This is a genomic window from Cupriavidus sp. 01T418, assembly GCF_056398885.1.
In genome coordinates, this window is the sequence record NZ_JBFTQG010000003.1 from 34,732 (window position 1) to 57,895 (window position 23,164).

The following is a 23,164-nucleotide window of genomic DNA, read 5'->3' on the forward strand; positions in this document are numbered from 1 at the left end:
ATGTGGCCAGTGCTGCCGAATACTGCCAAATGCTGCGACAGGGCGCTCGCGGGGACCATCGGGTGCCCTACAAAGCTCCGCAGCACGCGGTTTTGCACCAATGTGCACTAATGTGACGAAGGCGCTGCCAAAAGATGGCAACGCGCAATGATACCTTATAATTCCCCCTGTTTCGGGGGCTTCTTCCTCGAATAAACCTTGTAACCTTGACGATTCCCGGGCGCCCCCGGCATCACTTGCCCGCCAGCCCGCCCCGGCCGCGCCCGCATCGCCTTTCGCACCGACCCCAAGCCATGGCTCTCGACCTATCCGACGTCAAGCGCATCGCCCACCTTGCCCGCATCGAAATCAACGATGACGAGGCCGGGCAGACGCTTGTGCAGCTCAATCAATTTTTCTCCCTGGTCGAACAGATGCAGGCGGTCGACACCACCGGCATCGTGCCGCTGGCCCACCCGCTGTCCGCTGTGCGCGAGATGTCACAGCGGTTGCGCGACGATGTCGCGACCGAGCCGAACCGCCGCGAGGACTACCAGCGTCCCGCCCCGGCCACCGAGGGCGGCCTCTACCTGGTGCCCAAGGTCATCGAATAAAGGTCATCGCACACCGGCCCTAGAACCAGCGGCTGCGTCGCGCCGCCCCAGGCTGCGCCGGCAGCCATCACCTGCCAAGCCAAACCGACCGACATGTCCTTTTCCGTCTCTTCCGTGACTTCCCTGCGCGAGCTCTCCGACGCGCTGGCGGCACGTACCGTCTCCGCCGAAGAACTGGCGCGCGATTACCTGGCCCGCATCGAGCAGGCCGCCGCGCTCAACGCCTTTGTCGACGTCAACTCCGAACTCACGCTGGCGCAGGCCCGTGCCGCCGACGAGCGCCGCGCGCGCGGCGAAGCCGGCCCGCTGACCGGCGTGCCGATCGCCCACAAGGACGTGTTCGTCACACGTGGCTGGCGCGCAACGGCCGGCTCGCGCATGCTCGCCAACTACGAAAGCCCGTTCGACGCCGCCGTGGTCGAGCGCCTCGGCGCCGCTGGCATGGTCACGCTGGGCAAGACCAATATGGATGAGTTCGCGATGGGCTCGTCCAACGAGAACTCGCACTTCGGCGCGGTCAGGAACCCCTGGGACGTCAGCCGCGTGCCGGGCGGCTCTTCGGGCGGTTCCGCCGCCGCCGTGGCGGCCGGCCTGGCGCCCGCCGCCACCGGCACCGACACTGGCGGCTCGATCCGCCAGCCGGCCTCGTTCTCAGGCATCACCGGCATCAAGCCCACCTATGGCCGCGTGTCGCGCTACGGCATGATCGCCTTCGCCTCCTCGCTCGACCAGGGTGGCCCGATGGCGCACAGCGCCGAGGACTGCGCCATGCTGCTGGGCGCCATGGCCGGTTTCGACGCGCGCGACTCCACCAGCCTCGCCCCCGCCCAGGGCGGCGTCGACGAGGACTACACCCGCCTGCTGGGCAAGCCGCGCATCGGCGCCAGTGCCGAAAGGCCGATGTCCGGCCTGCGCATCGGCCTGCCGGCCGAGTACTTCGGCAAGGGCCTGTCCGCGGACGTGGAGCAGGCCGTGCGCGCCGCGCTGGCCGAATACGAGAAGCTGGGCGCCACGCTGGTCGAGGTGTCGCTGCCCAAGACCGAGCTGTCGATCCCCGTGTACTACGTGATCGCGCCGGCCGAGGCCTCGTCCAACCTGTCGCGCTTCGACGGCGTGCGCTACGGCCATCGCGCCGCCGGGTACCGCGACCTGATGGACATGTACAAGAAGACCCGCGCGGAAGGCTTCGGCCCGGAGGTCAAGCGCCGCATCATGGTGGGCGCCTACGTGCTGTCGCACGGCTACTACGACGCGTACTACCTGCAGGCGCAGAAAATCCGCCGCATCATCGCCGACGATTTCCAGCGCGCCTTTACCCAGTGCGACGTGATCATGGGCCCGGTGGCGCCCACCGTGGCGTGGAAGCTCGGCGAGAAGAGCGCCGACCCGGTGCAGATGTACCTGGCCGACATCTTCACGCTGTCGACCAGCCTGGCCGGGCTGCCCGGCATGAGCGTGCCCTGCGGGCTGGGCGAAGGCGGCATGCCGGTTGGCCTGCAGCTGATCGGCAACTACTTCGGCGAGGCCGAGCTGCTGCAGACGGCGCACGCCTTCCAGCAGGCGACGGACTGGCACCTGCGCCGGCCCGCCACGGCATGACGGCGCGGCGCTGGCTGGTTCGGCTCGCGCTCGGCATGGGGCTGGCTGCCGCCGTGGCGGCCTGCATTCCGCTGCCGCGCTTCGGCGGCGGGCCCACGCCGATCGCCAGCCGCGACATCGACCTGGCCGGCGATTGCCGCCGCACCGAGGAAGACGGCTTCCGCGAGGACGCCCAGCTGCGCGTGGTGGACAACAGCGTGCAGCAGTTGTCGTGGAAGCTGTGGGTGGGCAAGCGCGGCTCGTGCAGCTTCAACCTGGCCGAATTCCGCCAGACGAAGAAGAAGCCGCATATCGAGTTGCGCGCCAACGACGGCAGCGCCTGCAAGCTGATGGTCTGGCAGGATCCGCGCCGGGTCACGCTGGCGCATGCCAATTGCGAGGCGCGCTGCTCGGCGGGCATCTATGAGGAAGCCTGGCCGGTGATGTTCGAGCCTGGCACCGGCGGCTGCGCGCAGACCCGATGAACCCGCTCAGCCTGCCCATGGCCATGCCAGGACTCGCCGCTTGCGTGCGCGCCCTCTGCCTGGGCGCCTGCGCCCTGGTGCTGGCAAGCCATGCCGCGCTGGTGCAGGCAACCGTGCCGGCGCAAGGCATGCGCGCCATGCCGCCGGCGCAGATGGTGCATTTCCCCGGTGCCGGCAAGGGCAAGCCGCTCAGTGCCTACTGGTTTGTGCCGCAGCGCGGCGCGGAGGCACCGGTCCGGCCATTGCCGGTGGTGATTGCGCTGCATGGCTGCGCCGGGCTCTACCAGGGCGGCGGCGCGGATGCCGCGGCGTTGCAGGGGAGCTACCGCGAATACGTGCAATGGCTCGCCGCGCGCGGCTACGCGGTGCTGCTGCCCGACAGCTTCGGCCCGCGCGGCAAGCCGCAGGGTATCTGCACCGAACCGGTGGCCGGGCGCGACATCGACGACGAAGCGCGGCGCGGCGATGTCCTGGCCGCGCTGCAATGGCTCGCGCGGCAACCCGGCGTCGACAAGGCGCGCATCGTGCTGCTGGGCTGGTCCAACGGTGCGCAGGCGGTGCTCAGCACCATCGACGCCAGCCGCGACTGGCCAGCGGGCGTACCGGCCATCGAGCGCGCCGTGGCTTTTTATCCTGGCTGCAAGCGTGCCGTGCAGCGGCACGAATACCGCCTGCGCACGCCGTTGCTGCTGCTGACAGGTGGCGCCGACGACTGGACCCCGGCCACCCGCTGCGCCATGTTGCGCGAGGCGGTTGCGGCGCGCCAGCCCGATGCACGCTTCCGCCTGGAGATCTACCCTGGCGCGCGTCACGGCTTTGACGGCACCGGCGAGCCGCGGGTGCGGCGCGATGCGCCCAACGGCACGCGGCCCGGCCAGGGCGTGACCGTGGGCGGCAGCAGCGGCGACAGGGTCGCGCGCGCTGCGGCGCAGGCGCAACTGGATTGGTGGCTGGCCAGCCCGAATCCGTGAAAGAACATGTAGCAACAGATAGCCACACATAGCAAACACGTAGCAAACACGTAGCAACACATACAGCACACGAACAGGAATACCGCCATGCAATGGGAAGTGGTGATCGGCCTCGAGACGCACACGCAGTTGTCGACGGCCTCCAAGATTTTCTCCGGTACCTCCACCGCCTTCGGCGCGGCGCCCAACACGCAAGCCTCGCCGGTTGACCTGGCGCTGCCGGGCGTGCTGCCGGTGCTCAACCGCGGCGCGGTCGAGCGCGCCATCCAGTTTGGCCTGGCGATCGGCGCCACCATCGCGCCGCGCAGCATCTTCGCGCGCAAGAATTACTTCTACCCCGACCTGCCCAAGGGCTACCAGATCAGCCAGTACGAGATCCCGGTGGTGCAGGGCGGCAGCATCAGCATCCAGGTCGAGGGCAAGAAGGGCGAGACCTACGAGAAGACCGTGCAGCTCACGCGCGCCCACCTCGAGGAAGACGCAGGCAAGTCGCTGCACGAGGACTTCGCGGGCAAGACCGGCATCGACCTGAACCGTGCCGGCACCCCGCTGCTGGAAATCGTCACCGAGCCCGACATGCGCAGCAGCGCCGAAGCCGTGGCCTACGCCAAGGCCCTGCACGCGCTGGTGATGTGGCTGGGCATCTGCGACGGCAATATGCAGGAAGGCAGCTTCCGCTGCGACGCCAACGTGTCGGTGCGCCCCTACGGCAGCCCCAGGCTGGGCACGCGCCGCGAGATCAAGAACCTGAACTCCTTCCGTTTCCTGCAACAGGCCATCGACTATGAAGTCCAGTGGCAGATCGCCGAGATCGAGGACGGCCGCGAGATCCAGCAGGCCACCGTGCTGTTCGACCCGGATACTGGCGAGACGCGCGCCATGCGCACCAAGGAAGACGCGCACGACTACCGCTACTTCCCCGACCCAGACCTGCTGCCGCTGGAGATCGATGCAGCCTGGATCGACCGCGTGAAGAGCGAACTGCCGGAGCTGCCGGCCGCCATGCAGGCGCGCCTGGTATCGCAATACGGCCTGTCTGCCTACGATGCCAGCGTGCTGACGGCGTCCAAGTCGCTCGCCAGCTACTTCGAAGCCGTGGTCGCCGAAGCCGGCGCGGCCAACGCCAAGCCTGCCGCCAACTGGCTGATGGGCGACGTGTCCTCGCTGCTCAACCGGGAAGGCATCGCGCTGGAGGCGGCCACGGTCAAGCCGGCGCAACTGGCCAGACTGCTGGTGCGCATCGCCGACGGCACGGTGTCCAACAACACCGCCAAGAAGGATGTCTTCCCGGCCATGTGGGCCGGCGAGGAAGGTGGCGACGCCGACGCCATCATCGCGGCCAAGGGGCTGAAGCAGATGTCCGACTCGGGCGAACTGGAAAAGATCATCGATGACGTACTGGCCGCCAACGCCAGGTCGGTCGAGGAATTCCGCGCCGGCAAGGAAAAGGCGTTCAACGCGCTGGTGGGCCAGGCCATGAAGGCGACCAAGGGCAAGGGCAACCCGGCCCAGGTCAATGAGCTGCTGAAGAAGAAGCTGGGGGCGTAAGGGGCTCTTCGCTGTCTTTGGTCGGCGTTGGCTGCCGGGTGCAAAAAGCCAACGCCGCCCGGATCGAAGCCCAAACGCGAGCACTAAAGCCAACAGTCTTGTTCTTGGGCCCGAAAGCCGACTCAGCCCCCCAAAGCACGCCGTCACCTTTGCTACACTGCCCCCCAAACATCCTGGTTGAAGCCAATGAACGCCCAAGAAGTTGCCTCCTACCTGCAGTCCAATCCCCAGTTCTTCGAAGACAACGCCGAGTTGCTGGCCGCGGTGCAGCTCACCAGCCCGCACAGCCACCGGGCGGTGTCGCTGCAGGAGCGCCAGATGGAAATCCTGCGCGAGAAGAACAAAGGCCTGGAGCTGAGGCTGGCGGACCTCGTCCGCCACGGCCATGACAACGACCGCACCCAGCAGCGCATGCATGCCTGGCAACTGCGCCTGCTGGCCGAGGTGGATTCCCATGCACTGCCCTATGCGGTGCAGGACGGCCTGCAGCAAGTGTTCGAGGTGCCCGGCGTGGCCCTCAAGCTGTGGAATGTGGCCGCAAGCTACGCGCATATGGAAGTGGCCCAGGGCGCGAGCGAGGACGTGCGCCTGTTCGCCGAGGGCCTGCGCGCGCCGTATTGCGGCGCCAACAGCGGCTTCGAGGCGGCTGGCTGGCTGGAGCACGCCGAGATCGTCTCGCTGGCCATGGTGACGCTGCGCGCGCCCGTGCGCGAAGCCGGCACCCTCGGCGCGGCCTTTGGCCTGCTGGTGCTGGGTTCGCCCGAGCCGCGGCGCTTCCATGAGGGCATGGGTACGGCCTACCTGGCCCAGATCGGCGAAGTGGCCGGCGCCGCGCTGAACCGGCTGCGCGACTGAGCCGGGCGATGCGCCGCAATGGCATGACCGTGGCCTGGCAATGACGGGAACCCGCCCGCCCGGGGCCGCGCGGCCACGCAAGGCAGCGGCGCCTCCCGCCACGAAGCCTGCCGCGCGCAAGACGGCAGGGGACGCCGCGAAGTCCCGTGCACGCCGGGACGCCCCGGCGCAGCCCCAGGACAAGCCGGTGCCCGACCCGGTGGTCTTGCGCTACCTGGAATGGCTGTCCGGCAGCCGCAAGCTGGCGGCGCACACCCTGACCAATTACGCCCGCGACCTGTCGGTGCTGCAGGCGCACGCCGAGCGCCATGCGCCGGGCTGCGCGCTGCTGGCGCTGCAGACCCACCATATCCGCGGCTTTGCCGCGCGCCTGCACGGTGGCGGCCTGGCCGGCACCAGCATCGCCCGCACGCTGTCGGCATGGCGTGGTTTCTACCTGTGGGCTGCGCGCCATGGCCTGGGGGTCGAGGCCAATCCGGTCGATGGCGTGCGCGCGCCCAGGTCCGGGCAACGGCTGCCCAAGGCCTTGTCGGTGGAGCATGCGGTGGCGCTGGTCTCGCATAGTGCTGGCGAGGACAACGAGGGCCGGCGCGACCAGGCCGTCTACGAGTTGTTCTACTCCAGCGGCCTGCGCGTATCGGAGCTGGTGCAACTGGATCATCGCTATACCGAGGACGGCGAATACCGCTCCGCCGGCTGGATCGATATGGACGGTGCCGAAGTCACGGTGATCGGCAAGGGCTCGCGCCGCCGCACCGTGCCCGTCGGCAGCAAGGCGATGGAGGCCCTGCGCGGGTGGCTGGCGGTGCGCGCGGAGATGCTGCGCGCCGGCTCGGCGCCGGCAGACGCGCATGCATTGTTCCTGAACGTGCGCGGGCGGCGCCTGCCCGTGCGCACCGTGCAGCTGCGCATCAAGCAGCAGGCGATCCGGGCCGGCGTGCCCACCGACGTGCATCCGCACATGCTGCGGCACTCCTTTGCCACCCATGTGCTGCAATCCTCGGGCGACCTGCGCGCGGTGCAGGAGATGCTCGGCCATGCCAGCGTGGCCACCACCCAGATCTATACCGCGCTGGATTTCCAGCATCTGGCCAAGGTCTACGACAAGGCGCACCCGCGCGCGGGCAGGGCGCATGCAGCGCCTGCGCCGACCGCTGCGCCGAAGACCGTCGACGACAGCAAAGACAGGGAAGACACGGAAGACGGCAAGGACGACTAGCCTTCCCACTGCGCCAGGATGGCGCGGAACGCTTCCATCTCCGGCAGCAGCCAGGCACGGAAGGCTTTCACCTTGGGCGCCTCCAGCATGCTGGTCGAGCAGACGAAGTAGAGCAGCCAGGGGCAGGTGATGCTGACATCGAAGAGCCGCACCACGCGTCCCGACAGCAGGTCGTTATAGGCCAGCGAGGAGCGGATCAGCGCAATGCCCTGGCCTGCCGCAGCCGCCTGCAGCAGCAGCGAGGAGTCTTCCAGCAGCAGGCCCTTGCGCGGCTCCGGCCAGTCCAGTCCGGCGGCTTCGAACCACGGCTTCCATGGGTCGCCCTCGCCGCGCAGCAGCGGCAGGCCTTTCATCTCCTGCGGGCGCGCGGGCAGCTTGCCGCCGTTGAAGGCCGGGCTGCAGACGGGGAAGAACACATCGTCGAGCAGCTTCTCCACATACAGGCCGGGATAGTCTCCGCCGCCCATGCGCAGTGCGATATCGACTTCCTCGCGCGCGAAATCCACCAGCGTGTTGGACGACAGCAACTCCACGTCGAGTTCGGGGTGCCGTTCGATAAAGCTGCCGATGCGCGGCGTGAGCCAGCGCGCGGCGAAGGACGGCATGGTGCTGATGGTCAGGCGCTTGTCGCGGTTGCCAGCCTGCAGCGCCCGCGTGGCATCGGCGATCTCCAGCAGCGCTTCGCGCACGCGTCCGGCGTAGGCGCGGCCGCCGGGCGTCAGGCTGACACGCTTGCCGTTGCGCTCGAACAACGCCTGGCCCAGTTCTTCCTCCAGTGCGCGGACCTGGTGGCTGACGGCGCCGTGGGTGACGAACAGTTCGGTGGCCGCGCGCGAGAAGCTCTCGTGGCGGGCGGCGGCCTCGAAGGCGCGCAGCGCGGTCAGCGGCGGCAGGCGCGGCAGTTCGCGATGCCAGCCACGTGGCAATTCTCTCTCCCATGCACCCTTCAACGCCATCACCGACCTCGTCTTATGTGAGTTTATCTAACAAGAACAAGGAAAATATATCGTTTTGGAAGCGCGCCGGCAATCACTAGAATGCAATGCATCGGCGTTCGACCCGCACCGATCCGGTCCCGTAGCAGCATAGCCTGGCAAGGCGTGTGTGATCGGCGGCAGCCCATTTCGGGCAAGCGGGCGCGCAAGCGGCGATGCCAGTTGAAGGATGCCCAAAATGAAGACATTGCTCACAACGACCCTGTTCACCCTGAGCCCGGGCGAAGTTACCTCGCTTTCGATCCATGCCGCCCAGCGCCTGCGCGTGGAAGAGGCCACCGGAACCGATGTCTGGCTGACCCGCGAAGGCGATTCGGAAGATTACTGGCTGCGTTGCGGCGGCAGCCTGCTGCTTGCCAGCGGCGATGAAATCACGGTGAGCGTGGATCCGCGTGCGGCCGAGCCGGTTCGCCTGGCACTGATAGCCGAAGCCCGCCGGCCCGCCGTCAACCTGACGCACCTGGTGGCACGCATGGCGCGGCGTCTGGTTCGAGGCACCGAATGGACGGCCAACCAGGACCAGATCACGGCATCCTGAACCGGCGGGGCCGGACGTGGATGACCGCGCACGCGGCCATCTGCGGCTGGTTCATGCGCGGCCGGCGCCCTGTGCCGGCGAACGTGACGAACGCGACGAATCCGACGAACGCGACCAGGCAGGCACGAGGTAAGCCGAAGGCAAAAATGGGGCGGTCTCCTGTGAGATCCGCCCCTTTTCGTTAAACTGCCGGGATGCAACCGATACAAGTCATCGACCAGGGCCGGCAAGAGTACGCGCCCTGTTTTGACGCGATGCGTGCCTTTACCGCCGCACGCACCGCCGATACCCCCGACCAGATCTGGCTGGTCGAGCATCCTCCGGTCTACACCCTCGGCCAGGCGGGCGATCCCGCGCACCTGCTGGCCCCCGACGAGGCGATCCCCGTGGTGCGGATCGATCGTGGAGGACAAATCACTTATCACGGTCCTGGGCAGGTCGTCGCCTATCTGCTGCTCGATCTGCGCCGGCGCCGCCTGATGGTCCGCGAGCTTGTCCATGCGATCGAGCAAGCCGTGCTGGACACGCTCGCGGCGTATAATCTCGCAGCCGAACGCAAGCCCGGCGCGCCTGGTATCTATCTTTGCGATGGTCCGCACCAGGGTGCCAAGATCGCCGCGCTCGGCCTCAAGATCCGCAATGGCTGCAGCTATCACGGCGTCAGCCTCAACGTGCAGATGGACCTCGCGCCCTTCCTGCGCATCAACCCCTGCGGCTATGCCGGCCTGGAAACGGTCGACATGGCAACGGCGGGCGCCACCGTCGCGGTGGCCGATGCGGCTGGCGCGTCCCGCCTGCCCGTGACCGCGGCACAACAAGCCGATATCGCGCGGCGCCTTGCGGCGGCGTTGTGCGAGGTGCTGGCAGCGGCGCAAGAGCGCGCCCTGGCAGCCGACCGGAACACCGCCGCGGCCCTGGCCACTTAGTCATCCAGCCGAATATGCACGCAGCGCGCGTGCGGAGAACACTATGAGCGACGCCCTGATCGTCACTTCCAGCGAAGCCCCGCAACCCCAGGCGGAGCAGTACGACCCGACCCGCAAGCAGAAGTCGGCCGACAAGACCGCCCGCATTCCCATCAAGATCGTCCCCGCCGAGAAGCTCAAGAAGCCCGAATGGATCCGTGTCAAGGCGGCCACCGGCAGTTCGCGCTTCTACGAGATCAAGGACATCCTGCGCGCCAACAACCTGGTGACGGTATGTGAGGAAGCGAGCTGCCCGAACATCGGCGAATGCTTCGGCAAGGGCACCGCGACCTTCATGATCATGGGCGACAAGTGCACCCGCCGCTGCCCGTTCTGCGACGTGGGCCACGGCCGTCCCGATCCGCTCGACGTGAACGAGCCGGGCAACCTGGCGCGCACCATCGCCCAGCTCAAGCTCAACTACGTGGTGATCACCAGCGTCGACCGCGACGACCTGCGTGACGGCGGTGCCCAGCACTTTGTCGATTGCATCACGCTGACCCGCGAGCTGTCGCCGGCCACCCGCATCGAAGTGCTGGTGCCGGACTTCCGCGGACGCCTGGACAAGGCGCTGGACATCCTGCAATCCGGCCCGCCGGACGTGATGAACCACAATATGGAAACCGTGCCCCGCCTGTACAAGCAGGCACGCCCGGGCGCCGACTACGCGCACTCGCTCAAGCTGCTGCAGGAGTTCAAGCGCCGCAATCCCACCGTGGCCACCAAGTCGGGCCTGATGGTGGGCCTGGGCGAGACCGACGAGGAAATCCTCGAAGTCATGCGCGACATGCGCGCCCACGACATCGACATGCTGACCATCGGCCAGTACCTGGCGCCGTCGGGCCACCACCTGCCGGTGATGCGCTACGTGCATCCGGACACCTTCAAGATGTTCGAGGCCGAGGCGTACAAGATGGGCTTCACCCATGCCGCCGTGGGCGCCATGGTGCGCAGCTCATACCACGCGGACGAGCAGGCGCATAAGGCCGGCTTCGCCTGAGCCGCCTGGCTGCCTGTAGTCCGACCGGCCGCTTAACCACGCGGCCGGTTTTTTTTCGCCTGCGGCATTCGCCGCCGACGCTCCTGGCGTTGCATGCACGCCACGGCCCGCCTGCTTTCCTGATATTTCTTGTTTCGCCCGCACCCTTGCGGCAGAACCCGCGCGCAGCGGAATCGCACCGGAATCGCACCGGAATCGCACCGGATCGGCGCAAGGGGAGAGCCCTCCCGAGCGCTCCTGCACCGGAGGCATTCGCGGCTTCGCCCGACCGCACCAGGGCGGGGCGCAGGGTTCGTCACGCACGACACCGCACCGGAAAAATCCTAGGGTCTACACCTAGCCCCAGCATCTTCTTGTTTAGTTATCATGAATTTATCGACAAAACGTCGATGAAAAAACATTGTTGCCACGGACCGGGTTGCAGCCGGCGGCGCCCCTGACCAAGTCCGGTGCGTCCGCCTACACTGCAATACAGTGTCCACTTGCCAGTGCCTCCCATGACCCGATGTTCCGTTCACCGCCTGGCCGAGCGCGCGCTGCTGTGCAGCGTCCCGCCGCCCGCCTCGCTTGCTGTACAGAGACGTATCTGGGCCATGGCCCAGCGCGCGGCCGAATGGCGCGGCGTGGTGGATGCGGTGCCGGGCATGAACAACCTCACCGTGGTGTTCGACCGCGATGCCGATCCCGAAGCGCTGGAACGCAACCTGAAGCTCGCCTGGGCCTCGGGCGAGGCGCGCGCGGCGACAGGCAGGCTGGTCGAGATCCCGGTGCGCTACGGCGGCGAATTCGGCCCCGACCTGGCCGATGTGGCCGCGCATACCGGCCTCACGGCGCAGGAGGTGGTGCGCCGCCACAGCGAAGGCGAGTACGTCGTTTACTTCCTCGGCTTCCAGCCCGGCTTCGCCTATATGGGCGGCATGGACCCGGCGCTGGCCACGCCGCGCCGGCGCGAGCCGCGGCTGTCGGTGCCGGCCGGCTCGGTCGGCATCGGCGGCGAGCAGACCGGCATCTACCCGGCCGCCGCCCCCGGCGGCTGGCAACTGATCGGACACACTGCCAGCGAGCTCTTCGTGGCAGACCGCGATCCGCCTTCCTTGTTTGCGCCGGGCGATACCGTGCGCTTTGTCGTCGAGGCGCTGCTGCCATGATCGAGATCATTCGTCCCGGCGCGCTCGCCTCGATCCAGGACCTCGGCCGTCCCGGCTTTCGCCGCTTCGGCGTGGGCACCGCGGGTGCGCTCGATACGGTCGCGCTCACCATCGGCAACCGCCTGCTCGGCAATCCGGCGGGCGACGCCGCCATCGAATTCACGCTGGGCCGCGCCGCCGTGCGCTTTCACGCCGACATGCGCGTCTCGCTAAGCGGCACCGACTGCCGGGCCAACCTGGACGGCGTGTCGGTGTGGTCATGGCATGCCTTCGACGTGCGCCGCGGCGAAACGCTGACGCTGTCGGCAGCGCAGGGCGGCACCCGTACCTATTTGTGCGTGGCGGGCGGCATTGCCGTGGCGCCCGTGATGGACTCGCGCAGCACTGACCTCAAGGCCGGTTTCGGCGGTCTCGGCGGCCGTGCCTTGTGCGAAGGCGACCGTCTCGATGCCGGCCGCCCCGGCGTGGCCGAGGACAGCGACTGGCTGGGCGTGCAGGCCCCGGCCTGGGCGCTGCCGGTGAAAAAGCTGGGCGATGCGGTGCCCATCCGCATGCTGCCCGGCATCGAGTACGAGGATTTCGACGCCGCCGCGCACGAGGCGCTGTGGCAGTCCGACTGGATCGTCACCCCCAACAGCAACCGCATGGGCCTGCGCCTGCAAGGTCCGGCGCTGGCCCGCCAGCCCGAACGCGCGGCCGACCTGCTCTCGCACGGCGTGCTGCCGGGCGTGGTGCAGGTGCCGCCGGCCGGCCAGCCCATCGTGCTGATGGCCGACGCGCAGACCACCGGCGGCTATCCCAAGATCGGCGTGGTGATCGGCGCTGACCTGTGGCGGCTGGCGCAGGTGCCGCTGGGCGCGCCGGTACGCTTCGTGCATGTCTCGCTGGAAGAGGCCGCCGCCGCCCAGGCCGCACTGGACCGCTATCTGCAGCAGGTGCACCGGGCGCTGAAGTGGCAGGGCGACGGCATGGTGATCGCGGCACGGCGCCGAACGCGCAGCCGCGCGGACGTGGCCGTGGCCTGAACCGCGCGAAGCCCCGTTCAAATCGAACCCGACGAACCCGACGAACCCCGGACAGCGCACGAAGAGGAGCAACGCAATGCATATCGACCTGAATGCCGACCTCGGCGAAGGCTGCGGCAACGACCGCGAACTGCTTGGCCTGATCAGCTCGGCGAACGTGGCCTGCGGCTGGCATGCCGGCGACCCCGCCACCATGCTGCAGACCGTGAAGTGGGCGCTGGAGCAGGGCGTCGCCATCGGCGCCCATCCGAGCTATCCGGACCGCGAGAACTTCGGCCGCACCGAGATGCAGCTGGACCCGGAGGTGGTGTACGCGAACACCCTCTACCAGATCGGTGCGCTGGCCGCGCTGGTGCGCGCGCAGGGCGGCCAGCTGGCCCACGTCAAGCCGCATGGCGCGCTCTACAACCAGGCCGCGAAAGATCCCCGGCTGGCCGATGCCATCGTGCGCGCCGTGCGCGACTTCGATGCCGACCTGGCCTTCTTCGGCCTGGCCGGCAGCGTGATGGTGAAGGTGGCGCGCGAAGCCGGGCTCAAGGTGAGGGAAGAAGTCTTCGCCGACCGCGGCTACAACCCCGACGGCTCGCTGGTCAAGCGCGGCACGCCCGGCGCGCTGCACGACGACGAAGACGTGGCGCTTGGCCAGACCCTGCAGATGGTGCGCGAGCAGCGCGTGCGCGCCATCGACGGCAGCTATGTACCGATCCGTGCCGAAACCGTGTGTCTGCACGGCGATGGCGCACATGCGCTTGCTTTTGCGCGCCGCATCCGCGAGCGGCTCGGCGCCGAAGGCATCGCAATCCGCGCCGGAGACTGAGGGGCTCGCGGACCTAACGGACGCGCCCCCAGGTTTCCGGCTTTCACTGCGCCCCGCGCGACGTCGAGCAGCATGACGCGACGCATGGCGTTCGCCTCCATCACACTCTATTGGTGTCTCTCATGGAACAGGCAGTCAATCTTTGGCCCCTAGTCGGGGTCGGCATCATCATCCTCGGCTTCGTGCTGCGCTTCAATCCCATGATGGTGGTGGCGCTTGCCGCCATCGCCACCGGGCTGGCCGCGACCATGCCGGTCATGCAGATCTTCACTGCGATCGGCACGGCCTTCGTCAAGACGCGCAACCTGCCCCTCATCATCCTGCTGCCGCTGGCGGTGATCGGGCTGCTCGAGCGGCACGGGCTGCGCGAGCACGCGCAGGCGTGGATCTCGCGCATTGCCTCGGCCACCGTGGGACGCCTGCTGATCGTCTACCTCGGCGTGCGCGAGCTGACCGCGGCGGTGGGCCTGACCAGCCTTGGCGGGCATCCGCAGATGGTGCGTCCGCTGCTGGCGCCGATGGCCGAGGGTGCGGCCGAGACCCGCTTTGGCAAGCTGCCCGAGCCGGTGCGCCAGCGCGTGCTGGCGTTCTGCGCGGCCACCGACAACGTCGGCCTGTTCTTCGGCGAGGACATCTTCGTGGCCTTCGGCGCCATCGCGCTGATGCACACCTTCCTGCTGTCGTCCAACATCGACGTGGAACCGCTGCGTATCGCCGTGTGGGGCATCCCCACCGCGATCTGCGCCTTCCTGATCCACGCCGTGCGCCTCAAGCGCCTGGACATGTGGCTGGAACGCGAGGTGGGCGGCAAGGCTGGCGCCGCCGCTGCCGGCACGACGGCCACGGCCAAGAGCGGGGAGTAAGCCATGATCATTTCCATCGAGTATCTCTACTGGCTTGCCGGCCTGGTGCTGGCCATCACGGCGCTGATGATCTTCGCGGACCGCGAGCATCCGCGCCGCCTCAGCACGGGATTGTTCTGGGCGCTGTACGCGCTGGTCTTCCTGATCGGCGACAAGCTGCCGCCGGCCATCGTTGGCGTTGGCGCCGTGGTGATGGCCCTGATCGCCGGCTTCGGCGGCGTCGGCCATGGCAAGCACGGCGCGCTGCCGGAAGCCGAGCGCCGCGCGTCGGCCAAGCGGCTTGGCAACAAGCTGTTTATCCCGGCCTTGCTGATTCCTCTGGTGACCGTGATCGGCACCGTGCTGTTCAAGGATGTGAAGATCGCTGGCCTGCCGCTGCTGGATCCCAAGAACGTGACCTTCGTCTCGCTCGGCATCGGCTGCCTGGTGGCGCTGGCCGTGGCCTGCTGGCTCACCCGCGACACGGTGGTGCAGGGCGTGCGCGAGTCGCGCCGCCTGACCGAGTCGCTGGGCTGGGCGCTGGTGCTGCCGCAGATGCTGGCCATGCTCGGGCTGGTATTTGCCGATGCCGGCGTGGGCAAGGCGGTGGCCTACCTGACCACGGCCTACATCAACATGGACTACAGGCTGGTGGCCGTGGTGGTTTACTGCGTGGGCATGGCGCTGTTTACCGTGATCATGGGCAATGGCTTCGCCGCCTTCCCGGTGATGACCGGCGGCATCGGCGTGCCCATCCTGGTGAACATGTTCCACGGCAACCCGGCGGTGATGGCGGCCATCGGCATGTTCTCCGGCTACTGCGGCACGCTGATGACGCCGATGGCGGCCAACTTCAACATCGTGCCCGCCGCGCTGCTGGAGCTGGACGACAAGAACGCCGTGATCCGGGCGCAGGTGCCGACCGCGCTGATGATCCTGGTGGCCAATATCGCGCTGCTGTATTTCCTGATGTAAGGACGCGGCCCAGCCGCGAAAGATTGGCCAGGGGCCCGGGCAACCGGGCCTGCGGCCGGGAGTCCCTGCCATGCGTACCGTGCTGCTGACCGGCTTCGAGCCGTTCGAGGACGAACTCATCAATCCATCCTGGGAGGTAGTGCGCGCGCTCGACGGCGAGCGCATCGGTGGCACGCCCGACGGCGCCGATGCGGCCGCGATCGTCGCGCGCCGGCTGCCTTGCGTGTTCGGCGTGGCCAACGACCTCATGGCGGACCTGCTCGATGAGCTGCGGCCCGTGCTGGTGATCGCGGTGGGGCAGGCGGGCGGGCGCCCGGAAATGTCGGTGGAGCGCGTGGCGATCAATGTCGACGATGCACGCATCGCCGACAACGCTGGCGCGCAGCCCGTCGATACCCACATTGCCGAGGACGGACCCGCGGCGTATTTCTCCAGCCTGCCGATCAAGGCCATCGTGCGCCGCATGCGCACGGCCGGCGTGCCGGCCTCGGTGTCGCAGACCGCTGGCACCTTCGTCTGCAACCACGTGTTTTATGGGCTGATGCACTTGCTGGCGACGCAGAGCGTACCTGCGGGAGTGCGTGGCGGCTTCATCCATATTCCCTATCTGCCGGAGCAGGCCACACAGCATCCGGGCCAGCCCAGCCTGGCGCTGGCCACGATGATCGACGGCATCCGCAGCGCGGTGGAGACCGCGCTGTCGACGCAGGAAGATATCCGCGAGCAGGGCGGGCAGACGCACTGAAGCGCTCAAGCCCCCGGCGGCGTGTCGTCGCCGGCGGTAGCCTGCGCAACCTCCTGCCGGCGTGCCTTGCGGTGCGCCCGCCGCAAGGCACGTCGATCCAGCTGGAATTGCTCGAAGCGCCAGGCCAGGTAGAACAACGCCAGGAACGGCCACATCCAGGCCAGCCATTGCGCCAGGCTGTTGAAGTGGATGAAACGTCCCAGCCGCCAGCCTTGCTCCGAGATCCAGGAATACGGATTGGCGGGCAGCAGGTTGGACAGCAGCACCAGCAGCATCAGCGCAGCCAGCGCCAGCGCGCCGCGCAGCCAGCGTGGCAGCCGCAATAGCAGCACCAGCGCCAGCGAGCCGGTCAGCAGCGCGAAACGGCCGCCTTCGGTCAGCCAGTTGAAGGCGCTGTCGTCAGGGAACTGCAGCTCCGACACGGCCGCCTTGAGCAGCAACGTGCTGGCCAGCAGGCCGGCCAGGATGCGCGTCATCGGGGCGTTGCGCCGCATCGCGGCCGAAGCGAACAGGCCGGTGCCGAGCCACGCGCACGCGGTCACCAGCGATTCCAGCAACTGCTGTCCCTGCATATCGTCGGGCCGCAACAGGCTCACGCCTTCGATCAGGTCGGGCAGCGCCGGGAACACGCCTTGCAGCCACTGCACGGGCCAGGAGTCGGGATCGGTCAGCCACTCGCGCACGATCGCGCCCATGCCGAACAGGTGCTCCTGCGGAAAGATCTGCGCGAACGGCCACAACAGGATCAGGATGATGGCGAAGCTGGCGTGCGGCTCGAACCACGCCATGCGCAGCTGGCGCAAGTAGCCGCGATCGATCAGCGAGGCCGAGAAGGGCGCCACCACGGCGCCCCCCAGCAAGGCGCCCAGCGCATTGGTGATCAGGTCGATATTGGACGAGACGCGGCCGGGCAGCCAGGTTTGCAATGCCTCCATGCAGCCCGACAGCAAGGCGCCAGCCACCAGCGCCACCAGCGTGGCGCGCGCGCCGGAAACGCGCGGGTGCAGGGACAGCACCACCAGCGCGCCGAAGGGGCAATAGCCCAGCACATTGGTGATGAGGTCGAACTCGGTCAGGTAGCGCGGCTTGGGCGCGGTGAGGAAGGCCAGCGGCGAAATGCCGTTGTCGGTCCAGCCCGTGAACGGATAGAGGCTGCCGTAGATCACCAGCAGGGTGAAGCACAGCAGCCCCACCCGCGCCAGCGGTGAATGGCGCGGGGTAGGCGGCAAGGGGGGAAGCTGCGCGGGAGCCGATGCCATGCGGAACCGGGTTATTGCAGCGGCAGCGTGGCCACCCAGTCCAGGATCGCCGCGATGGCGGCGTCGCTGCCGGCGGCCAGCGCCTTGACGCCGCCGGCGCCGTCGGCCGTTGCCGCGGGCTGTGCCACCACGAAGGTCTTCTGCCCGATCAGCCCGTTGCGGAACACCGTCGCCCGCACCCGGATCACGCCGCGGCTGGCGCTGGCGCTATCGAAGACCTGCTCGAACTCCAGCATGTCGATCTTCAGTGCCGGCGCGGCGGTATCGCCGAGCCAGGTCAGCGCCCCGCGCGAGGCCACGGCTTCGCGCAGGCGGTCGTCGAAAAGGCGCACCGGCGACATCACCCAGCGCTGGGTGGCATAGGGCTGCAGGCGCTCCGCCTGGGCATAGTGCAGGCGATAGAAGAACGCGTTGCCGTCCATCCAGGCGGGGCCGTCGGTCTGCGCCACGCGCATCCTGGGTAGCGGCGCCGCGCCGGGCGCCGCGCCGGCCGGCGGGCCCAGGTCGTAGGTGATGGTGGGCGCGGAGGGCGTGAGGGCGCAGCCTCCCAGCAGCAGGCCGGCCAGTGCGATGCCGGCGGCCAGCCGGCGCGGCAGGCCGGAGGGGCTGGAACGGTCTGGCCGAAGACGGGCGTTGCGCATTGTGGAGTGCCTCGGTTTGGTCGAAGGATTTGCTGCGCCAGCCTGGCGGGCCAGGCAAGCGGCGATTGCGCAGGGGCGCGGCATCACGGTCGCTGCTCCGCTCACGGCGCCGTGAAGCCAGACTCGCCCGGACCCGGCACGGCGGCCGGAGCGCCGAACAGCACGCTGCGCGGGCTGTCGTTGAACTGGCTGGCCGCGCGGTCGATGCTGCGCATGGTCTGGCGCGCATCGCGCGCGAGCCCGTTGATCTGCGGCAGTGTGTCCTGCGAAACGCCACCGACGGCCGACTGGAGCGAATCCGCGGCGCCCTGCAGGTCGCGGCCGACGCGGTCGACGGTGCGCAGCACGGTGCCGTCCGGGTTGGCCAGCTCCTGGGTCAGGCGCCGCGTCGAGGCCAGCGTGGCGTTCAGGTTGTTGGTCAGCTGCGGCAACTGGCGTACCGCTGGCTCGAGCGAGCCGGCCAGTTGCGCGACATCGTCGGCGGTCTTGTGCACCGAGCCGATCGCACCCATCAGTTCGCGCCGGTTGTCGGCCTGGAACATGTCGGTCAGCGAGCCCATGATCGTTTCGAGCTGCGTCAGCAAGCCGTCGCCGCGCTTTTCCAGTTCCTCGAAGAAGCCGGCCCGCATGGTGATGCGCGCCACCGACTTGGACGAGGTGCGCAGGTGCGGCGATGGCGAACCGCCCTCCTGCGCGGTGGTGTCGTCGAGCTGCACGTAGCCGATCCCGGTCACGCCCTGGAAGCCGAGCGTGGCATAGGTGGTGGTGGTGATCGGGGTGTCCTGGTTGACGCTGATGCGCACGATGATCTGGCCCGGCACGGCGGGATCGAAGCGGATCGACACCACCTTGCCCACTTCCAGGCCACGGTACTTGACGTCGGCCTGCGGCCCCAGCCCGTTGACGGTGGTGCGGGTAATCAGGTCATAGGGCACGCGCACCGCGTGATCGCTGCTGAACCAGAAGATCGCGAACAGCACCAGGATGGCGAGGCCGATCGTAAACACGCCGGCAAGGAAGGCGTATGACTTGTTTTCCATTATGCGTCTCCAGATTGCGGACCTGCCGGCAGTTGCGCGATGGCCGGCGCCCGGGCCAGGCCCTGCATGGCGCGCTGCCCGCGTTCGCCCAGGAAATATTCGCGGATGAACGGATGGTCGATATGCACCAGCTCCGGTATCGGCAGCGCCGCCAGCACCTTGTGGTCCGCCAGCACGGCGACACGATCCGACAGCGCCACCAGGGTGTCGAGGTCGTGGGTCACCATCACCACGGTCAGGCCCAGCTCGCGGCGCAGTTCGCGGATCAGCGCCACGTAGTCGTCCGAGGCCATCGGGTCCAGTCCGGCGGTGGGTTCGTCCAGGAACACCAGCTCGGGTTCCAGGGCCAGGGCCCGCGCCAGCGCCACGCGCTTGATCATGCCGCCGGACAGGTCGGACGGCATCTTGTCCGCATCGCGCGCCGACAGCCCTACAAGTTGCAGCTTGAGCAGCGATGCCGCGCAGATGAGATCGTCCGGCAGGGTGCGAAGTTCACGCAGCGGCAACGCGATATTGTCGATCACCGACAGCGCGGAAAACAGCGCGCCGCGCTGGAACTGCAGGCCCCAGCGGTTGCGCAGGGCTTGCAGGCGCGCGGTATCGAGCCGCATCAGGTCCTCGCCGAACACACGGATGGTGCCCGAGGTGGGCCGGTCCAGCCCGACGATCTGGCGCAGCAGCACGGTCTTGCCGCTGCCCGAGCCGCCGACGATGGACAGCACCTCGCCACGATAGACATCGAGGTTCAGGTGGTCGTGCACGACTGCCTCGCCAAAGCGCTTGACGAGATTGCGCACCTCGATGACGGTGGTGCGGGCGGACGCCGTGATGTTGGCCTGGCTGGCAGCGGTGACGGCAGTCATAGTCCGATGTCCTTGAACAGGATGGCGAAGATGGCATCGGCCAGGATCACCACCGTGATCGAGGTCACCACCGAGGCGGTGGTGCCCTCGCCGAGGCTGCGCGTGTTGGGCTGGATGCGCAAGCCGAAATGGCAGGCGGTGAGCGCGATCAGGATGCCGAACACCACGCCCTTGGCGAGGCCCATCCACAGGTTGGCCACCGGCACCGCATCGGGCAGCGTGCGCAGGAAGAAGGCCACGCTGATATCGAGCTGGAACTTGGCCGCCAGCATGCCGCCGGCCAGCGCCAGCAAGTCGGTCCACGCCACCAGCAGCGGCATGGCGACGGCCAGCGCGATCACGCGCGGCATGATCAGCCGGAAACCGTGCGAGATGCCCATCACGCGCATGGCGTCGAGCTCCTCGGTGACGCGCATCACGCCGATCTGCGCGGTGATGGCCGAGCCCGAGCGGCCGGCGATCAGGATGGCCGCCAGCACCGGCCCCAGCTCGCGGATCACTGCCATGCCCAGGATGTTGACGACAAAGATGCTGGCGCCGAAGGTGCGCAACTGGTTGGCCGACAGGTACGACAGCACGATGCCGATCAGGAAGCCCACCAGCGCGGTAATCGCGAGCGCCTTATAGCCGACGTTGTAGATATTGGCCGAGATCTCGCGCCAGGGGCCGCGCTGCGGGGCACGCGCCAGGCGCATCAGGTCGAAGGCCAGCTGGCCCAGCATGGCCACGCCGTTGCCGAGCTGCGAGAACATCGACAGGATCGCGGTGCCGAACAGCGTCACCGGATTGAACCGGTCCACCATATGTTTCTTCCAGTTCTCGCGCCGCAGCCCGGCGATGCGCGAGAACACGCGCCGCTGGGCCTCGTTGGCCTCCAGCCGCTCGGGCAGCTTGCCGCCCCAGGCCTGCCACATCAGTTGCGCGCCGATATGGTCGAGCCGGCCAAGGCCGGCCAGCGACCAGTGCGAATCTGCGGCAATCGCATGCAAATCATGGCGCAGGCCGCGAGCGTGATGGCAGTCCGACAGCGCCAGCGCGGTCCAGTCGCCACGCAATTGCACCGTCGCCGCTCCGTGCGTGCGCGTCACTTCGATGGCTGGCGTGGTAAGGCTTTCCAAAGGATGAGGGAAAGTGATGGGCAAGTCCCGATTCTATGCCACCCGCAGGGTCAGTGGGCGCCCGGACCGCCTCGGCCATGGATTCGCGCGGCTACAATGCGGGCTGGATTCCCCCGCGCGGCCCCGGGCTGCGCGGCCCGCACCATGTTTCCTGTGCGCCTGGCGCACCATGTGACCTTTGTGCCCTTTGTGCCGTCCATTGCCGATACGCATGCCCGCTGACCCATCCCTGCCGCCATCCGCCTCGCCAGCCCAGGCCTGGCGCATCGACCCCGAGCGCCTGCGCGCCGCGCTTAGCGGCGCCGCCCGCGGCTGGACCCTCGACATGGTCGACGAGACCGGCTCGACCAACGCCGACCTGACGCTGGCCTGCCGCACCGCGCCCTGGACCGAGGCCGGCACGCTGCGCCTGGCCTACCGCCAGACCGCCGGGCGCGGCCGCCTCGGCCGTCCCTGGCAAGGCCAGGCCGGGCTGACGTTCTCGGTGGCGCTGCCCTTGCCGCTGGCGCCGTCGCAGCTCAGCGGGCTGAGCCTGGCGGTGGGCCTCGCGCTGGCCGAGGCATTGGCCGGTTGCGATGCGCGGCTCGGCGCCGTCCTCGGCCTGAAATGGCCCAACGACCTGCAGATCGACGGCCGCAAGCTGGCCGGCATCCTGATCGAGTCGGTGCCGGCGGGGCCGCAGCAGGTCTGGGCGGTGATCGGCATCGGCCTGAATCTGGTGCGCGATGCGCAGATGGAGGCCGCGCTCGGACGCAGCCTGGCCGGCGTGACCGAATACCTGCCGGACTGCGATCCCACCGCGCTGCTGGCCGCCGTGCTGAACCGGCTGGCGGCGATGCGCGACGAATTCCTGGCGCAGGGATTTGCGCCGATGGCGGCCCGCTGGTCCGCCCGCGACGCCTATCGGGACCAGCCGGTGCGCCTGCTGCACGACGGCCATGTGCACGCGGAAGGCCTGGCGCGCGGCGTGGACGGCGACGGCTACCTGCTGCTTGAAACGGCCACGGGCCTGGAGCGCATCGCCAGCGGCGAAGTCTCGCTGCGCCCGGCGGACGAAGGCCAGGGGGCGGGAGCATGACCGTGCCTGCCGCGGGCATGCCGCGCGTGCCGCAACTGCTGGTCGATATCGGCAATACCCGCCTGAAATGGGCCTGGTGCGAAGACGCCTGGTCCGGCGCGGTGTTGCACGAGGCGCCCTTGCCAACGCCGTGGCAGCATGGCGGCGCCGTGGCCCACGACGCCCTGGCCACGCTGGCGGCGCAATGGGCATCGCTGCGCGCGCCCGGCCCCGCCCGGCCTCGGGTGTGGGTGAGCAACGTAGCCGGCGCGGCCGTCGCCGCCAGCCTGCAGGCCACGCTGGACAGCGTGTTCGGCCCCGCAACCAGTGTGACCTGGGTACGCTCGGGCCCGCGGTTCGGGGGCCTGGTCAACGGCTACCGCGATCCCGTCCAGCTCGGCGTCGACCGCTGGATCGGCAGCATCGGCGCGCGCTGCTACCGGCCGCAGGGCGCGCTGCTGGTCGTCACCGCCGGCACCGCCACCACGCTCGACGTGGTGAGCGCGCAGGACCGCTTCGAAGGCGGCCTGATCCTGCCCGGCCTGGACCTGATGCTGGGCGCGCTGGCGCAAAACACCGCGCAATTGCCGGCCCTGGGCGTCGGCGATACTGGTCTGGCCGCACCTTGGGCCGACAACACCCGCGACGCCATTGCCGCCGGCTGCCTGGCAGCGCAAGCCGGTGCGGTGGAGCGCACCTGGCGTGCCCTGGGCGAGCGCGGCCCGGTACGCTGCCTGCTGTCCGGTGGCGCCCGTCACGTGCTGGCAAACGCCCTTTCGATGCCGTTCGAGATGCACGATAATCTCGTGCTGCTCGGCCTGTATGTGATGGCCTCGCAAAGCCAGGCTGCTCCCTCGGACTGAGCCTGCGGCCATCGATTCCGATTC

24 protein-coding genes are annotated in these 23,164 nt (G+C 68.6%); 18 read left to right on the plus strand and 6 right to left on the minus strand.

Going from position 1 to position 23,164, the window contains the following annotated elements; genetic code table 11:
- Positions 1–293: 293 nt before the first annotated feature.
- The 7 genes from gatC to AC1DQ3_RS04340 all read left to right on the plus strand — a co-directional run bounded on the left by gatC (position 294) and on the right by AC1DQ3_RS04340 (position 7,249).
- Entirely contained in the window at positions 294–593 is a 300-nt protein-coding gene (gene gatC / locus AC1DQ3_RS04310) for an Asp-tRNA(Asn)/Glu-tRNA(Gln) amidotransferase subunit GatC (protein WP_477118943.1), read from the plus strand.
- 93 nt (positions 594–686) lie between these two features.
- A complete protein-coding gene (gene gatA / locus AC1DQ3_RS04315; protein WP_477118944.1) occupies positions 687–2,192 on the plus strand; it encodes an Asp-tRNA(Asn)/Glu-tRNA(Gln) amidotransferase subunit GatA in 1,506 nt (501 codons plus the stop codon).
- Positions 2,189–2,656: a hypothetical protein gene (locus AC1DQ3_RS04320; RefSeq protein ID WP_477118945.1), complete on the plus strand. Its 468-nt coding sequence runs from the start codon at positions 2,189–2,191 to the stop codon at positions 2,654–2,656. Before gatA ends, AC1DQ3_RS04320 begins: the two co-directional genes overlap by 4 nt.
- A complete protein-coding gene (locus AC1DQ3_RS04325; protein WP_477118946.1) occupies positions 2,653–3,627 on the plus strand; it encodes a dienelactone hydrolase family protein in 975 nt (324 codons plus the stop codon). The genes AC1DQ3_RS04320 and AC1DQ3_RS04325 overlap by 4 nt, the downstream gene beginning before the upstream one ends.
- An 87-nt stretch (positions 3,628–3,714) precedes the next feature.
- Positions 3,715–5,175, plus strand: a complete 1,461-nt coding sequence (gatB, locus tag AC1DQ3_RS04330; RefSeq protein WP_477118947.1) for an Asp-tRNA(Asn)/Glu-tRNA(Gln) amidotransferase subunit GatB — start codon at positions 3,715–3,717, stop codon at positions 5,173–5,175.
- A 186-nt stretch (positions 5,176–5,361) separates the two neighbouring features.
- Positions 5,362–6,030: a DUF484 family protein gene (locus tag AC1DQ3_RS04335; RefSeq protein WP_477118948.1), complete on the plus strand. Its 669-nt coding sequence runs from the start codon at positions 5,362–5,364 to the stop codon at positions 6,028–6,030.
- A gap of 40 nt (positions 6,031–6,070) precedes the next feature.
- Positions 6,071–7,249, plus strand: coding sequence for a tyrosine recombinase XerC (locus tag AC1DQ3_RS04340; protein ID WP_477118949.1), 1,179 nt, complete (start codon positions 6,071–6,073; stop codon positions 7,247–7,249).
- On the opposite strand, the gene AC1DQ3_RS04345 is transcribed toward AC1DQ3_RS04340, so the two are convergent.
- The gene (locus tag AC1DQ3_RS04345; protein WP_477118950.1) at positions 7,246–8,205 is read right to left on the minus strand and encodes a transcriptional regulator GcvA; all 960 of its coding nucleotides are present in this window, start codon (positions 8,203–8,205) and stop codon (positions 7,246–7,248) included. The two genes, AC1DQ3_RS04340 and AC1DQ3_RS04345, sit on opposite strands and share 4 nt — an antisense overlap.
- A 217-nt stretch (positions 8,206–8,422) precedes the next feature.
- On the opposite strand from AC1DQ3_RS04345, the gene AC1DQ3_RS04350 reads away from it, so the two are divergent.
- The 9 genes from AC1DQ3_RS04350 (at position 8,423) to pcp (ending at position 16,299) form a co-directional block, all read left to right on the plus strand.
- Complete coding sequence (locus tag AC1DQ3_RS04350) at positions 8,423–8,782, plus strand: DUF2917 domain-containing protein (protein WP_477118951.1); 360 nt, start codon at positions 8,423–8,425, stop codon at positions 8,780–8,782.
- 194 nt (positions 8,783–8,976) lie between these two features.
- Entirely contained in the window at positions 8,977–9,708 is a 732-nt protein-coding gene (gene lipB, locus AC1DQ3_RS04355) for a lipoyl(octanoyl) transferase LipB (RefSeq protein ID WP_477118952.1), read from the plus strand.
- A gap of 43 nt (positions 9,709–9,751) precedes the next feature.
- Positions 9,752–10,747 carry a lipoyl synthase gene (gene lipA / locus AC1DQ3_RS04360; RefSeq protein ID WP_477118953.1) on the plus strand — a complete coding sequence of 332 codons (996 nt, stop codon included), beginning with the start codon at positions 9,752–9,754 and terminating at the stop codon, positions 10,745–10,747.
- Positions 10,748–11,244: 497 nt separating this feature from the next.
- A complete protein-coding gene (gene pxpB, locus AC1DQ3_RS04365; RefSeq protein ID WP_477118954.1) occupies positions 11,245–11,895 on the plus strand; it encodes a 5-oxoprolinase subunit PxpB in 651 nt (216 codons plus the stop codon).
- Complete coding sequence (locus AC1DQ3_RS04370; RefSeq protein WP_477118955.1) at positions 11,892–12,920, plus strand: 5-oxoprolinase subunit C family protein; 1,029 nt, start codon at positions 11,892–11,894, stop codon at positions 12,918–12,920. Before pxpB ends, AC1DQ3_RS04370 begins: the two co-directional genes overlap by 4 nt.
- A gap of 76 nt (positions 12,921–12,996) precedes the next feature.
- Positions 12,997–13,737: a 5-oxoprolinase subunit PxpA gene (pxpA, locus tag AC1DQ3_RS04375; protein ID WP_477118956.1), complete on the plus strand. Its 741-nt coding sequence runs from the start codon at positions 12,997–12,999 to the stop codon at positions 13,735–13,737.
- Between the two features lie 122 nt (positions 13,738–13,859).
- Positions 13,860–14,600 (plus strand): DUF969 domain-containing protein, encoded by a 741-nt coding sequence (locus tag AC1DQ3_RS04380; RefSeq protein ID WP_477118957.1) that lies wholly within the window; start codon positions 13,860–13,862, stop codon positions 14,598–14,600.
- A 3-nt stretch (positions 14,601–14,603) separates the two neighbouring features.
- Complete coding sequence (locus AC1DQ3_RS04385; protein WP_477118958.1) at positions 14,604–15,554, plus strand: DUF979 domain-containing protein; 951 nt, start codon at positions 14,604–14,606, stop codon at positions 15,552–15,554.
- A 70-nt stretch (positions 15,555–15,624) separates the two neighbouring features.
- Positions 15,625–16,299, plus strand: a complete 675-nt coding sequence (gene pcp, locus AC1DQ3_RS04390; protein WP_477118959.1) for a pyroglutamyl-peptidase I — start codon at positions 15,625–15,627, stop codon at positions 16,297–16,299.
- Positions 16,300–16,304: 5 nt separating this feature from the next.
- On the opposite strand, the gene AC1DQ3_RS04395 is transcribed toward pcp, so the two are convergent.
- From AC1DQ3_RS04395 to AC1DQ3_RS04415, 5 genes are all read right to left on the minus strand, one after another.
- Positions 16,305–17,558 (minus strand): VanZ family protein, encoded by a 1,254-nt coding sequence (locus tag AC1DQ3_RS04395; RefSeq protein WP_477118960.1) that lies wholly within the window; start codon positions 17,556–17,558, stop codon positions 16,305–16,307.
- A gap of 11 nt (positions 17,559–17,569) precedes the next feature.
- Positions 17,570–18,199, minus strand: coding sequence for an ABC-type transport auxiliary lipoprotein family protein (locus AC1DQ3_RS04400; protein WP_477118961.1), 630 nt, complete (start codon positions 18,197–18,199; stop codon positions 17,570–17,572).
- Positions 18,200–18,300: 101 nt separating this feature from the next.
- Entirely contained in the window at positions 18,301–19,239 is a 939-nt protein-coding gene (locus AC1DQ3_RS04405; RefSeq protein ID WP_477118962.1) for an MlaD family protein, read from the minus strand.
- Positions 19,239–20,102 (minus strand): ABC transporter ATP-binding protein, encoded by an 864-nt coding sequence (locus AC1DQ3_RS04410; RefSeq protein WP_477118963.1) that lies wholly within the window; start codon positions 20,100–20,102, stop codon positions 19,239–19,241. The genes AC1DQ3_RS04405 and AC1DQ3_RS04410 overlap by 1 nt, the downstream gene beginning before the upstream one ends.
- Positions 20,099–21,220, minus strand: a complete 1,122-nt coding sequence (locus AC1DQ3_RS04415) for an MlaE family ABC transporter permease (RefSeq protein WP_477119251.1) — start codon at positions 21,218–21,220, stop codon at positions 20,099–20,101. Before AC1DQ3_RS04415 ends, AC1DQ3_RS04410 begins: the two co-directional genes overlap by 4 nt.
- A 211-nt stretch (positions 21,221–21,431) precedes the next feature.
- On the opposite strand from AC1DQ3_RS04415, the gene AC1DQ3_RS04420 reads away from it, so the two are divergent.
- Entirely contained in the window at positions 21,432–22,298 is an 867-nt protein-coding gene (locus AC1DQ3_RS04420) for a biotin--[acetyl-CoA-carboxylase] ligase (RefSeq protein ID WP_477118964.1), read from the plus strand.
- Positions 22,295–23,140 carry a type III pantothenate kinase gene (locus AC1DQ3_RS04425; protein ID WP_477118965.1) on the plus strand — a complete coding sequence of 282 codons (846 nt, stop codon included), beginning with the start codon at positions 22,295–22,297 and terminating at the stop codon, positions 23,138–23,140. Before AC1DQ3_RS04420 ends, AC1DQ3_RS04425 begins: the two co-directional genes overlap by 4 nt.
- Positions 23,141–23,164: the final 24 nt, after the last annotated feature.

What these genes read in the sequence shown, in the direction of transcription:
- gatC (WP_477118943.1), top strand. Translation starts at nt 294, where the DNA reads ATGGCTCTCGACCTATCCGACGTCAAGCGCATCGCCCACCTTGCCCGC.
- gatA (WP_477118944.1), top strand. Translation starts at nt 687, where the DNA reads ATGTCCTTTTCCGTCTCTTCCGTGACTTCCCTGCGCGAGCTCTCCGAC.
- AC1DQ3_RS04320 (WP_477118945.1), top strand. Translation starts at nt 2,189, where the DNA reads ATGACGGCGCGGCGCTGGCTGGTTCGGCTCGCGCTCGGCATGGGGCTG.
- AC1DQ3_RS04325 (WP_477118946.1), top strand. Translation starts at nt 2,653, where the DNA reads ATGAACCCGCTCAGCCTGCCCATGGCCATGCCAGGACTCGCCGCTTGC.
- gatB (WP_477118947.1), top strand. Translation starts at nt 3,715, where the DNA reads ATGCAATGGGAAGTGGTGATCGGCCTCGAGACGCACACGCAGTTGTCG.
- AC1DQ3_RS04335 (WP_477118948.1), top strand. Translation starts at nt 5,362, where the DNA reads ATGAACGCCCAAGAAGTTGCCTCCTACCTGCAGTCCAATCCCCAGTTC.
- AC1DQ3_RS04340 (WP_477118949.1), top strand. Translation starts at nt 6,071, where the DNA reads ATGACGGGAACCCGCCCGCCCGGGGCCGCGCGGCCACGCAAGGCAGCG.
- AC1DQ3_RS04345 (WP_477118950.1), bottom strand. Translation starts at nt 8,205, where the DNA reads ATGGCGTTGAAGGGTGCATGGGAGAGAGAATTGCCACGTGGCTGGCAT.
- AC1DQ3_RS04350 (WP_477118951.1), top strand. Translation starts at nt 8,423, where the DNA reads ATGAAGACATTGCTCACAACGACCCTGTTCACCCTGAGCCCGGGCGAA.
- lipB (WP_477118952.1), top strand. Translation starts at nt 8,977, where the DNA reads ATGCAACCGATACAAGTCATCGACCAGGGCCGGCAAGAGTACGCGCCC.
- lipA (WP_477118953.1), top strand. Translation starts at nt 9,752, where the DNA reads ATGAGCGACGCCCTGATCGTCACTTCCAGCGAAGCCCCGCAACCCCAG.
- pxpB (WP_477118954.1), top strand. Translation starts at nt 11,245, where the DNA reads ATGACCCGATGTTCCGTTCACCGCCTGGCCGAGCGCGCGCTGCTGTGC.
- AC1DQ3_RS04370 (WP_477118955.1), top strand. Translation starts at nt 11,892, where the DNA reads ATGATCGAGATCATTCGTCCCGGCGCGCTCGCCTCGATCCAGGACCTC.
- pxpA (WP_477118956.1), top strand. Translation starts at nt 12,997, where the DNA reads ATGCATATCGACCTGAATGCCGACCTCGGCGAAGGCTGCGGCAACGAC.
- AC1DQ3_RS04380 (WP_477118957.1), top strand. Translation starts at nt 13,860, where the DNA reads ATGGAACAGGCAGTCAATCTTTGGCCCCTAGTCGGGGTCGGCATCATC.
- AC1DQ3_RS04385 (WP_477118958.1), top strand. Translation starts at nt 14,604, where the DNA reads ATGATCATTTCCATCGAGTATCTCTACTGGCTTGCCGGCCTGGTGCTG.
- pcp (WP_477118959.1), top strand. Translation starts at nt 15,625, where the DNA reads ATGCGTACCGTGCTGCTGACCGGCTTCGAGCCGTTCGAGGACGAACTC.
- AC1DQ3_RS04395 (WP_477118960.1), bottom strand. Translation starts at nt 17,558, where the DNA reads ATGGCATCGGCTCCCGCGCAGCTTCCCCCCTTGCCGCCTACCCCGCGC.
- AC1DQ3_RS04400 (WP_477118961.1), bottom strand. Translation starts at nt 18,199, where the DNA reads ATGCGCAACGCCCGTCTTCGGCCAGACCGTTCCAGCCCCTCCGGCCTG.
- AC1DQ3_RS04405 (WP_477118962.1), bottom strand. Translation starts at nt 19,239, where the DNA reads ATGGAAAACAAGTCATACGCCTTCCTTGCCGGCGTGTTTACGATCGGC.
- AC1DQ3_RS04410 (WP_477118963.1), bottom strand. Translation starts at nt 20,102, where the DNA reads ATGACTGCCGTCACCGCTGCCAGCCAGGCCAACATCACGGCGTCCGCC.
- AC1DQ3_RS04420 (WP_477118964.1), top strand. Translation starts at nt 21,432, where the DNA reads ATGCCCGCTGACCCATCCCTGCCGCCATCCGCCTCGCCAGCCCAGGCC.
- AC1DQ3_RS04425 (WP_477118965.1), top strand. Translation starts at nt 22,295, where the DNA reads ATGACCGTGCCTGCCGCGGGCATGCCGCGCGTGCCGCAACTGCTGGTC.